The 11,976-nt window shown below is 48.2% G+C and carries 9 protein-coding genes; 5 read left to right on the forward strand and 4 right to left on the reverse strand.

The genetic code is table 11. The annotated features are described in order from the left end of the window. From Q0110_RS06635 to Q0110_RS06650, 4 genes are all read right to left on the reverse strand, one after another. A complete protein-coding gene (locus tag Q0110_RS06635) occupies nucleotides 1-1,824 on the reverse strand; it encodes a right-handed parallel beta-helix repeat-containing protein (RefSeq protein ID WP_297904586.1) in 1,824 nt (607 codons plus the stop codon). A gap of 186 nt (nucleotides 1,825-2,010) precedes the next feature. After that, nucleotides 2,011-3,210 carry an MFS transporter gene (locus Q0110_RS06640; protein ID WP_297904589.1) on the reverse strand — a complete coding sequence of 400 codons (1,200 nt, stop codon included), beginning with the start codon at nucleotides 3,208-3,210 and terminating at the stop codon, nucleotides 2,011-2,013. Nucleotides 3,211-3,341: 131 nt separating this feature from the next. Then, nucleotides 3,342-5,873 carry a carboxypeptidase regulatory-like domain-containing protein gene (locus Q0110_RS06645; protein ID WP_297904592.1) on the reverse strand — a complete coding sequence of 844 codons (2,532 nt, stop codon included), beginning with the start codon at nucleotides 5,871-5,873 and terminating at the stop codon, nucleotides 3,342-3,344. 4 nt (nucleotides 5,874-5,877) lie between these two features. After that, nucleotides 5,878-6,747 carry a GLPGLI family protein gene (locus tag Q0110_RS06650; protein WP_297904595.1) on the reverse strand — a complete coding sequence of 290 codons (870 nt, stop codon included), beginning with the start codon at nucleotides 6,745-6,747 and terminating at the stop codon, nucleotides 5,878-5,880. A 159-nt stretch (nucleotides 6,748-6,906) separates the two neighbouring features. Here Q0110_RS06650 and Q0110_RS06655 point away from each other — a divergent pair, with 159 nt between their 5' ends. From Q0110_RS06655 to Q0110_RS06675, 5 genes are all read left to right on the forward strand, one after another. Then, nucleotides 6,907-8,310, forward strand: a complete 1,404-nt coding sequence (locus Q0110_RS06655; protein WP_297904598.1) for a HAMP domain-containing sensor histidine kinase — start codon at nucleotides 6,907-6,909, stop codon at nucleotides 8,308-8,310. Then, the gene (locus Q0110_RS06660) at nucleotides 8,307-8,990 is read left to right on the forward strand and encodes a response regulator transcription factor (protein WP_297904601.1); all 684 of its coding nucleotides are present in this window, start codon (nucleotides 8,307-8,309) and stop codon (nucleotides 8,988-8,990) included. The genes Q0110_RS06655 and Q0110_RS06660 overlap by 4 nt, the downstream gene beginning before the upstream one ends. Before the next feature lie 143 nt (nucleotides 8,991-9,133). Then, nucleotides 9,134-9,739: a DUF4254 domain-containing protein gene (locus Q0110_RS06665; protein ID WP_297904604.1), complete on the forward strand. Its 606-nt coding sequence runs from the start codon at nucleotides 9,134-9,136 to the stop codon at nucleotides 9,737-9,739. Continuing rightward, on the forward strand, nucleotides 9,739-10,791 hold the full coding sequence (locus Q0110_RS06670; RefSeq protein ID WP_297904607.1) for a glycosyltransferase family 9 protein: 1,053 nt from the start codon (nucleotides 9,739-9,741) through the stop codon (nucleotides 10,789-10,791). Before Q0110_RS06665 ends, Q0110_RS06670 begins: the two co-directional genes overlap by 1 nt. Nucleotides 10,792-10,802: 11 nt before the next feature. Further along, the gene (locus tag Q0110_RS06675; protein ID WP_297904611.1) at nucleotides 10,803-11,666 is read left to right on the forward strand and encodes a hypothetical protein; all 864 of its coding nucleotides are present in this window, start codon (nucleotides 10,803-10,805) and stop codon (nucleotides 11,664-11,666) included. Nucleotides 11,667-11,976: the final 310 nt, after the last annotated feature.

The raw sequence follows: 11,976 nt of genomic DNA on the forward strand, positions 1-11,976 counted from the left end.
CTATTTTTCCTCTAAGACATCTGTTTCCCGGGTAAATCCTTGCTCGAAATAGTTTTTCCTTATTTCCGAGCGGATGACCCGTTGGAAATAAAAACGGTGATTGTTCCAATGGAACGCCGGGTATTCCGTATTTTGCTTGACGATATTATTCGTGAATATCAACCCGTCCACGGACTTGGCGTATACCAAGGGCCTGTCGAACGTGAAAAACTCGTTCGCGTCGATTACGATGTTGCTATGGAAGTATTTCCTTTGCGCCGCTAAATCCGGGATTTCCGGATAAATGGAGATGATCGCGTTCGTGAATTGGAACATATTCGTCAAGGAATTGATAAACTTGTTCTTGCGGATCAACACGTTCCGGCAGGCACCGGTCTCGAACCAGCCGTTACAATCGCCGCACAACAAGATCGCCGTCCCCGAGGTATGATCGAACACGTTGTTCTCGATGATTGTTTGCCGAGGCGTGCTGAACAAGGAGCCGCGGGCACGGTTATTCCTGATCAGGTTGTCCGAGAACAAGACGCTCGGTGTCCATTCCAGGTTCTCTATACCGAACCCGTTTTCTGCCAGGATCGAGGGGTTTAGTTTATCTTTAAATCGAATCTCGAACTCTTTCGCTCCTTGGTAATCCGGTTGGTCTACCGCTTTAATGGAGGTTATTTGATTTTTCTCCCCGATCAATTCCATGGTTCTGGATTGGATGAACTGTACGGAATCTCCTGCTCGTCCCCATTCAAAACCATACGTTTGCGGGTGCATATACCGGCCTATCAAAGTCCGGTCGTCCACCCGGCTTACGACTTTCAGGTAAGTGCCGTGCACATTGATGGCATCGTCCATCATCCCTTCGTATAAGCCATTCCTGGAAATGATCTCTCCTTTACAGGCCGAGAAATGGGTAGCGTCTGCCTGGGTCGTGAAATACCGGGGATCTTCCTCTCCCCGCAGGCAAACGGAAAAGCGGTCTAACGTGATGTTCTCGCTCATCTGGGCTAGGAGCCCCATACCTTCGGCGTAATGAACTTGTATGTTCTCCAGTGTCGTGTTTACATCGTGATACATAAAGATGCCGGGAGCTGGGCGTTCCCAGGATCGCAGGGCGACCACCGTTCCCGGAAGCAAGCGTTTGTCGTTCCATCTCGCGGATTTGATTATCCGGGGCGATATCTCCGCTACGCCCCGCATCCCCACGGGGATATCGCTTGTATTATATACCAGGTGGCGACTTTCTTCCTCAAACGCGATGCCCGACTGCGGAACTACGCTCCAGCCTCTTCCCTTGGCGATAAATACGCTGTCCTTGATCTCGTATTGTACCCATGGAGCTACCTCGAAGGTGATACCTCCGTGAATCGTATCGTTCTCTATGATTCTCACTTGCGAGATTTGGGGATCTTGAAAATCTATGCTGAAATTCTTTAAGACACAATTCCTCGAATCCGACAAAGAGACCGGCAGCATCCTGCCATGAAAGATGAACTCCGAGCCCTGCCCGTCGAATATTATATTCTTCATCCCCTCGAAAGGCAACCCTACTTTTTTCGGGTTCATTTGATCGTGATTCGATATGAAATAGACCCGTTCTGCCGCGCTATCCGGATAGAATTCATAGCGGCCTTTAGGCATGGTTACGACAATGACCTCGTTTTCCATACATTTCTCCCGTATCTGTCCCAACGCTCTCGCCATAGCGGGCGCGTTATCCGCGTCCTTGGCCGGAGATAGGCCATATGCCGATAAATCATACGTCTGCACCGAGGAACAAGCGCCTCCAAACAGGGAATAGAACAGGATGACAGTTCCCCATAGATACCACTTCATAGAAAATCAATTAAATAATATCCGCGAATGTATGTATTTTGCAGGGTAAGCACGCTAATTATTTACTAATATATTTAATCGTGATACATCCTCTATGTTGTATAAGCGGTCAAGTACCAACTCCTTATCATATTTCAGGGGGGCTGGTTTCATGTGGCTACGGCCTCATGGTTTCTTGTTGTCGTCTTACCTTAGCTTATGGCGGTTGAAATGAGGGCCGGCCTTTATCAAGAAGAAAAGGGTGGATAATACCGTAAGGCAAGCGCCGAACAAATAGGCGTAATTAAAGCCACCCAGTTCTTGAGCGATACTTCCCCCGGCCATCAGCCCGATACCGATGCCGACATCCCAACTGGTTAGATACGTGGAAGTGGCCGTACCCCGTTGGTTATTGGGGGCCAGGTTCACGAAGAGAGTGTTGAATGCCGGGAACATGGTTCCGAACGCTACACCCTGCGATAGGGCTATGCCTATATAGAGATAAGAGGAAAGCGCCGGGTTCCAATGCGTCAACTCCTTGAGCGCTGCGAGAAGGAAGAACGTGGTAGCCGCCAGATACATCCCGAGGGAGATAACGAGCGTGATCCGTCCTTTGTCTACTTGCCGTCCGGAGAACAGGCGGGAGACGGCGAGCCCGATGGCCATGAAGGTGAAATAGAGCCCGGAATTTACGTTTATCCCGATTTCATCGGCATACATCGCCACATAGGTGGTGGTCATGCCGTATGGGATGGAGAGTAATAATAGGGAGATCCCGGCCCAGGTTCCTTTCACGAGGAAAAAACGGTCTAATGAGATCGGTTCCCGCTTGACAGGCTGTTTATGAGGACTTTTTACCAGATAAGCCATGGCGAACCCGAGACTTCCGGACAACAGCGAGCAGGAGAAGATCACGTCATACGAGAAATGTCCCTGCATGAACAACCCGATCATCGGCCCGAAACTCATGGCTATATTGTTGGCCAGCCCGTAATATCCGATCCCTTCGCCGCGGCGGGAAGAGGGCAGGATGTCGATGAGGATCGTATTCCCGGCTACGGTCACCATGCCGAAAGCGAACCCGTGTACGATCCTCAAGGCGATGAACAAGCTGAGCGCCGTAGCGACCATATAGCCTGCGAAGATCGCAGTGAAAATGAAGTAGGCCAACAAATACAGAGGCCTGCGGGCAAAGGTATCCAACAAATATCCGGCGAACGGACGGATACAGAGTGCCGCCAATGTATAGCACGACAGGATAAAACCGATCATAGACTTACCGATCATGAAATCTTCCTTCAGGTAAAACGGCAAGATTGGCAAGATCAGGTAAAAAGCGAAGAAAAGCAAGAAATTAGCTGCTAGTATGTAACAGAAACTCGGCGTGATCATTTTATCCTTGCTCATGGTACTTATCTTTTTCTCGTCTGCAAAATTAGTCGATTTGTCATAACTTTGATGTGAAATATATTAATTATTACGAATAAAGATCTATAAGACCACTTGGGATTATAGCCGGAACGTGCCGGCCGGATTGCCTATATCTGGAAACGGATCGCGACCATGAATTCCCGGGGCCGTATTCGTACCCATGAGGTATAGCTTTCCAGCGAGGTATACTCGGTATATCCGTAGGTTCGTTTGTCGAATAGGTTCGTGGCGGTAGCCGTGATCTGCCAACGTTTGGTTTTCCACCCGATGGAGAGATCGGCGAAAACGGCATTGACCGTTTTGTCTCCCGATACATCGTTGTGGTAATGCTGTAAGGAGAGGCCGGCCTCGAAAGGCGAGAAGATATAGGAGAGGTGTATTTGCTGGGTGATGTTCCATAAAGGGGTCAACCGGGTATGTTCTCCTATTTTTGTTCCTCCGTATTGAATTTGCGCTTCATAGCTGGTCTCCCAGTGGCGGTCGGGGGTCCAGATAATTTTCGGCTCATAGCGCATGAAACGGTAAAGATAGGGTAAACGCTCGCCTTCGCTCATCTGCTCGGCCTTGTTGATACCGAGCGAGGAGGTGAGGGAAGTCTTTATACCCCAGTCGTAGAATCCTTTGGAGAGTGTGTTTATGGCCGACCAACCGGATGCGTGGTTAGACAAGGGCAAGAATATCTGTTGTATCTGCCCGTCTTGGATACGCCGTTCGAGGATGCGGTTAGACTCGGTCCGGTTGTGTGTCAGGTTAAGTGTGGTGAAAAATTCCCGTGGCGTGCTCTTGTATTCTCCGTAAATGGAATAGATCTGTTGTCGTTGGGTCGGGAGGATCTTGCTGTTCCAGACGCTGTTCCGGTAATCTGTGCGGTAAGGCGTGTCGTATAAATCGGTTATGTTGCCGTATTGTTCCTTGTAAGAGGCGTGGGCCGTGAAGCGCCAAGCGTAATTCAGATTATAGATAATAGATAAAGAGGGATCGAGCGATACACGTGAGAAATCGATGCCTGTATATCCTGTCCATTTGAGAGGAAGACTGAGTGAGACCGTCCATTTGTAGGCGTTCCACTGGTAATCCGGGATGATATAACCTTGCAGGCTTTTCTCTATATTGCTGATCTCGCCGGCGAAGCCCATCGCATACTGCCGTGTGAGCGTACCTTTCTTGCGGAGAAACGAGAAAGAGTTGTCGGTATAGAAATCCCGCAGGTCTATCGGGTAGTGGTTACCGTCGAGGATGAGCTTGGCAGAAGCGCTGTGGTAATGGAGTAAGGAATGGGCCTCCAACGTACAGTTATCCCGGTTCCACAAATGACGGAATTGGTTGCGCAGATTGAGATTCGGTGTCCGGATACGTTGGTCCAAGGTTGTGTTTTCGCTGGAGGAAAGGCCGTTTGTGATCCGTGAGAGGCTAGACTGCCAGTCTCCGGTTGCCGAGAATTGGTTCTTGAGATACCGCTCTTGGGTATTATTCTCCAGTCCGATATGGATTTCTGCCCGGTCTGAGCGTATCCGGCTATTGTTTTGCTCGGCGATACGGATTGTATCGTCAGACTGGTAATAGGTGGTCTCGCTACCTCTTTCTTGCACTTGGAGATCGTGGATGTAACCGGCGTTTATGCGAACTTGCGTTTCTTCGTTGAGTTTATAAAGGCGGTTGGCGGATAAGCTGTGTATGTCATTGAACAACCACCGTCCTTTCTTTAAATGGACATTGAAATCCGGTTGTTCCAGGAAACCGGGGATCGTTGGCCCGGATAGGCGCGAATCAGATGGTTCGGTAAGGGAAGCCTGCTCGTTCGATACGTCTTGCCCGGTGTTATTGCCTTTATATAGATAAGCGGATTGGCTTTTGCGGCTGATCTGTAATGCGTCCGCACCTCCTTTCCATAAGAGCGGCGATGCTCCCAGGCCCCCTTCTATGTTGATGAGCCAGCGATCCCGGAATTCCGGTTTGAGCTTGAGGTTCAACGCCACGTTCTCCGTTTTGATTTTTTTCTGTAAGATGCGGATAGGCTGGTGGTTCTCCATCACTTGGACATTTTGTACGGCATCAGCCCGTAGGTTCTCGCTGATTTGCTTGTATTTCCCGTTCGTGAGATCCAAGCCTTCCACATAGAAATTGGTAATTTGCCTTCCGTTGTAAGAGATCTTGCCGAGATCGTCGATATCGATACCCGGCAACTTCCGTAATACGTCTTGGATGGATCGATCCTTGGGAGAGAGGAACCGGGTCACGTCGTAGTTGATCGTATCCTGCCTTCCCCAGACACGTCCGGGCCGGATTTCTACTTCCTTCAAGCTGAATACTTGCGGTTCCAGCTCAAAGTGAAGCGGTAGCCCCGCTTGTACGGCCTGCCGCTGGGTTTGGTAACCTAGCAGCGAGACTGATACGAAAAGTGAATCCGTTCGCCGGGGATATGGAAGCGTAAACGTCCCTTCCCGGTTGCTTAGCGTATAATCGATGGGCAGGGAGGTCTCTGTGTCGCCCCGGGTCAATTGTACGGTCGCTGCGTCTACCGGCAGTCGGCTTTCCTTGTCGATCACGATCCCGCGGATGACAGACTGGGCGGTCGCTCCTGCCGGACAGAGCAGCGTAAGTAAACAAAAAGTGTGTATATGTAAAATGATTCGTCTCATTTCCCTATCGTTCTATCGGGTTGTACGGCATATTCTTCGGTTGGAAGGGTTTCCCGTTATCGTCTTTCACGGTCACCTTTATTTGCGGGGAGGTAAGGGCGATGTATCCGATCGGATCGGCCGCATATCGTTCGTAAGCCTTTTGCAGGTCTTTCCGGCTGATCGGCTCGAAATCTTTCCCTCCGAAAAGGATCGGGCTTTTCGCCCGGTTCAGTTCGATACCTGTCCCGGTAAAGGTATAATGCCTTTGGCTATCTTGCGCTTTTAGTATTAATCCCGGTAGCCCGCATAGCTTCCAGGGACCGTCGCTTCTGGGTATCTCCGGGGTATACCAAGCCTCGTAATCCCGGCCTTTGAAATGACAAATCGCTTTCCTGCAAGGATAGGAGAGGATCGTCATCGTATCGGGAAGCAAGGTCCATTCCGGGCGTTCCTCCTTTTCTTCGCAACGGAAACGGCTGGCGGCAAGGGCGTCTAAGGTAGTGGTCTTTCCCGCCGGATAATTCTTATAGACTTGCGCGTTGACTTTCGAGGTGTATTGTCGCAAATGTTCCTTGATAATTTCATGTGAGGCCCCGGCCGCCTTGTCTGCTTCCAGTACGGAGTCTGTGAGAAACTTGGCGTAACTGTAATAAACGGAACATTTATCGCCTACTTTCAGCATCATCGTCTCCTCTACCTTTTTCTCCGGATGGAGCGTGTCTGGAATGAACGCGGTCTGGTACTGTACCGTGAAACGTACCTCGTCGATGGGCTTCGCCCTTAAGATATCATTTAGGTTGAAGATGTTGATGGATACTTGCGCATCCATCTTGTTCCCTATTCCCTGGAGGCCTAGACAAAGAAGGCCGATTGTCGCTATAAATCGTTTCATGACGTGTTGATTTTAGAATTTCTTTATCGCGAATGTAGGGGGGCAACGAGAGATGGGAAGGCGATTTTTATTACTGAAATATTACTCCCCCGATAAAAGTGATCTCATGTACCTTGTAATCTTGGAGCCGGTATTTATCTTTGCCGGAAAGGATAGGATATGGGAAAGAAGATTCGATGGATATGGCTTATCTCGTTGGTCGCGGCTTTGGCTGCGATCGGGGCGCAAGGGTATTGGTTATATAACCAGCTTGGCTACGAGAACTCTGTTTGGGCGGAGGAAATCGCCGCGGAGGTACGGAAGGCGGGAGAGGAGGAGTTCCGCATCCGGAAAGAGGAGGCGCAGATGAAGAAAGCGACCTACGTGATAGAGCGGAACTCTAAATATGATTCGGAGGAACTGGCAGATAAGATAAAAAACTCGTTCGGGCTGAAGATCGAGCCGAAGGATACGAGTAGCCTGATCTCTTTCCGGTTGAACCTGAATGCCAACTTGCCGGAGGATAGCCTGTTTGTGGGGGTAGACCGGGCTGTTGTCGAATATTTCAATCCTTTCGTTACGTCTCGTCTGGATTCTGTCTTATCGCTTCCTTTAGCGGGACTGGCGTATAAGATTCGTCCGTTGGCAGAGGAAGATACCTTGGGCGGGCGTAACCTGCCGGCTTGGCGGTATGTATCGCGGGATTTATCGCATTCTACCATCGCCGTGAGTTATATGTTCGCCCCGATCGACCGGAAAGGCGTATGGGTAGATGTCGTTTTGCCGTTGCATCCGGTGTTGAGCCGGATGGGAGGGCAGTTATTGTTGAGTTTATTCCTTATTTTGTTGGTGTTGACTTGCTTGGGCCTGCAGATCCGTACGATCTGGGAGCAAATACGGCTGAATGACTTGCGTGAAGGATTCGTGCATACGATGATCCATGAGCTGAAACGCCCGGTCCAGACCTTGAAGATGTTTGTCTCTTTCTTGAATGATAAGGAGATGCGTACGGATGAGGCCGCGACGGAGCGAGTTCTCCAAGATTCTATGTTTGAGCTAGACAATCTCTCCGCTTATCTCGGGAAATTGAAGGATATGATATGCGCGGACGGACAGGCGACTTTGTTGAAGCCTTCCTCTTTCAATCTGCCGGCTTTGGTGGAGAGAGTAGTGCGCCTTACGAATGTGCCGGCGGGAAAAGAGGTCGTGTTCTCTACGGCTTTCCCTCCGGATATGCCGGACGTGACTGCCGATCCGGTGCATCTGGCGAATGTATTGTCGAATTTGATCGAGAACGCCATCAAGTATTCCGGCCCGGAAGTAACGATCCGTATCGTGGTGCTTTGTAACGGGCGCCAACTTGAATGTTCCGTCTCGGACAACGGCTTTGGTATCGCTCCGGAGGAACAGGCGAAAGTATTCGAGAAATTCTATCGTTCTCCCCATTTGCGGGATAGGCAAATACCCGGTATCGGTTTAGGGCTGAGCTATGTTCGTCAGATCATCGAGGCGCATCGTGGCTCTGTATCCTTGGCAAGCGATTTAGGTAAAGGTACTCGTATAACTATAAACTTACCCCTATGAAGCCCCCTTTGAAAATCCTTTTCGCGGATGATGACTTGAAATACTCCCTTGTCTTGAAACGTTTCCTGGAACGGGAAGGGTATGACGTTACCTATACCGGAAATGGCGCGATGGCCTTGGAGCAATACCCTGTCGTAAAGCCGGACTTGGTCTTGCTAGACATCAATATGCCCGGCTTGAATGGTTTCGAGGTAGCCGGGAAAATCCGGGCCCGGGATAAGCATGTATTGATCTTTTTTCTCTCCGACCGTTCGGATAAGAGCGATCGCCTGAAAGGGTTTAGCTTGCGGGGAAACGATTACCTGGCAAAACCTTTCTACCCGGAAGAATTGATCGCCCGTATCAAGGATCGTTTCGGGATCGGCGTCCCGGAATGTGTGCAAGAGGAAAGCTATCGTTTCGGCAACACGGTCTTCAACTATACCACGAACGAGATCCGTACCGGCAATAATAAAGTGCTGATCACCTCCCGCCAAGCGGAATTGCTCCGTGTCTTGGCGATGAACCTGAATCTGGCCGTAGAGCGAGACCTCTTGTTGAACACCGTTTGGGGAAACAACTCGTACACCAACTCCTTGGCCTTGAACGTCCAGATAACCTATCTCCGCAAGGCTCTCCGCAACGATCCCTCCACCGGTATCATTTCCTTGCCGAAAAAAGGCTATTTGCTCAAAGGCTGATCCCTTAAAACCTACTTTATCATGTTGTAGCGCGTAATGAGTTCTTGTAAGAATGCCGTTTTGCAAATCAATTGTTTTTTCTGTTAATAAAGAATCTTTATCTTTGTCCCCAAAGTATTTACAGAAAGAAAACAATTGAACTTATGAATTTCAGCGAACAATGTTTCCGGATTTTCGAGCAAGCTACGGAGGCTTATCACGTGACTGATAACGTAGATGCCACGGTGCATAACCCGTATGCGGTAAAAAGCATCGAGTTTTACCTTTATCTAAAAAATTGGATCGATGCCGTGCAATGGCATTTGGAGGATATCATCCGCGACCCGCATATCGATCCGGTGGAAGCGCTGGCTATCAAACGCCATATCGACAAATCGAATCAAGATCGTACGGATTTGGTGGAGTTGATCGATAGTTTCTTTCTGGATAAGTATAAGGGCGTGAATGTCTTGCCAAACGCCACGATCAATACGGAAAGCCCGGCTTGGGCGATCGACCGCCTGTCTATCCTTACGCTAAAGATCCATCATATGCGTGAGGAGGCGAGCCGTCCGGACGCTTCGCCGGAGCATAAGGCTCGTTGCGAGCAAAAATTGGCCGTGTTGCTGGAGCAGAAGAAGGACTTATCGATGGCTTTGGATCAACTGTTGTCTGACATCCGCGACGGTAAGAAATACATGAAGGTATATAAGCAAATGAAAATGTACAACGATCCGGCCCTGAACCCGGTACTGTACGGCAAGAAATAATGGCAAATATACTAATAATACGACTTTCGGCGATCGGGGATGTGGCGATGACCGTCCCTGTTATCTACTCCGCTGCCAAGGCGAATCCGGCAGATTCGTTTACCGTGCTGACTCAGGCGTTCTTGATCCCGGTTTTCATCAACCGCCCGAAGAATGTGAAGGTTATCGGTATCAACACGAAAAGCTCGGAGAAGACTTTGAGGGGGCTGCTCCGTTTCGCCTCTGCCTTGGTGAAATATGATTTCGACATAGTCTTGGATTTGCACGACGTGTTGCGTACGATGATTATCCGTACCTTGTTCCGTTTGCACGGCAAACGGGTATTTGTCGTAGATAAGGCCCGGAAAGACCGGGCCCGGTTGACCGATACGAAGAATAAGCGATTTAAGCAACTCCGTCCGGTGATCGAACGTTATGCGGATGTTTTCCGTCATGCCGGGCTTGCGTATACGGAATCGTTTGTCTCGCTTTTCCAGGACTCGGCTCCGGATTTCTCCGCTTTGGAAATACTCGCCGGAGCGAAGACCGGCAAATGGATCGGTATCGCCCCATTCGCCAAGCACCGGGGAAAGATTTATCCGGTCGAGGAGATGGAGCTGGTGATGGCCGAGCTTTCCGATAGAGAGGATTTTACCATCTTCCTGTTCGGCGGGCGCGGTTATGAGGAAGCGGTTTTGGAACAATGGGCATTTGAGTATCCCCGCGTAATAAGCGTGGTCGGTAAATACTCCTTAGACCAGGAGCTGGCCTTGATCAGCCGCTTGGATATACTGCTTTGTATGGATTCCGCCAATATGCACTTTGCCTCTTTAGTCGGTACGCGGGTACTTTCCGTTTGGGGCGCTACCCATCCTTATGCCGGATTTTACGGATACCATCAAGACCCGAAAGATTGTATCCAGTTGGATTTGCCTTGCCGCCCTTGTTCCGTATTCGGCCAGAAACCCTGTAGCCGGGGAGATTGGGCATGTCTGCGGATCACGCCGGATCAGATCATAAACAAGGTATTAACCTCTTTAGATGAAACGGTTTCAGATGAAGGAGGTCATTAATCTAATTTATTATGAGAATACAAATATTACGATTTTGTCTATTTTTCGGTAGTCTTTTTTTGTGTGTATCTTCTACAAAAGCATTAGAATGGAATGAAAAGGTGAATTATTTGATATATTCACCTCGTTACTTTGGACCAAATGCTTTCCCTATCCCAGAGTTGGTTGGAGGAAGTTTATCTAATCGTTGGGAAGTTGAACTTCGTGGAGAATATTATAAGATGCAAGGTGATAAAACGAAAGATATATTTACTCGTTTATACATACCTGTTGTAAAAGAACGTGTAGGGGTGAATGTTAGTTGGATTTTCCAAGAATGGTATGAGATGTCGCCGGAGGTACGGGATGAGCGTTATGCGGTGGAATTGAAATCTCCGATTGTCTGTCGAGGCGACGTAATCTTAAATTTTTATTTCCAAGCCTTACGGAATGAGAAATGGATGGATATTGTGGTTAGTGCTAACCTGAAAACCGCCAGTGGTGGACGTTTGTGTGACGCACGTTATACCGATGCAGCCTCCTATTGGTTTGATGTCAATTTGGGACGAACCTTGTGGAAGCGAAAGGATGTAAATGCTTCGATCCGTGTGCAAGCTTTAGCAGGTTTTTATTGTTGGATGACTAACAATGTCGTTAATCGTCAAAATGATGCTTTCTCTTATGGGGTTGGATTGATAGGAACTTATCGGGGAATTTCTCTTGACTATAATTGTGCTGGATTCCAAGGTTATAGGGATAATGGGGATAAACCGATAATTTTACGTACAAAAGTAAATTATGAAATTAAAAAAAATATCATTTCATTTCAGTATAAACATGGAATAAGGGATTTTTGTTATAATGGTTATTCTTTGGCTTATATAAGATGTTTTTAATATATAAATTTTGAGATGAAGTTGTTTTTTTCTTGGATTTTTCTGATTTAAAATGGACTAATAAAGATTTAGTTTGAGAAAATATTATACATGGATTGGTGTGTGGCTTTGTGTCATTATTTAAATTATCATGATAAATTTTATTAGTCGTTATTTGTCTTTAGCATATGTTATTTGTTTCATGTTCTAATGAATTAATGAATTCTAATAAACTTAGTGGATTAAGTTCTATAATCACTAAGGTGTTGGTAGTGAATGACACTATTGCTCAAAATGGATCCCCTGTTTATAAAGGGAACACATATGAGGT

The sequence above is a fragment of the uncultured Parabacteroides sp. genome (assembly GCF_947855115.1).
In the GTDB taxonomy this organism is placed as follows: domain Bacteria; phylum Bacteroidota; class Bacteroidia; order Bacteroidales; family Tannerellaceae; genus Parabacteroides.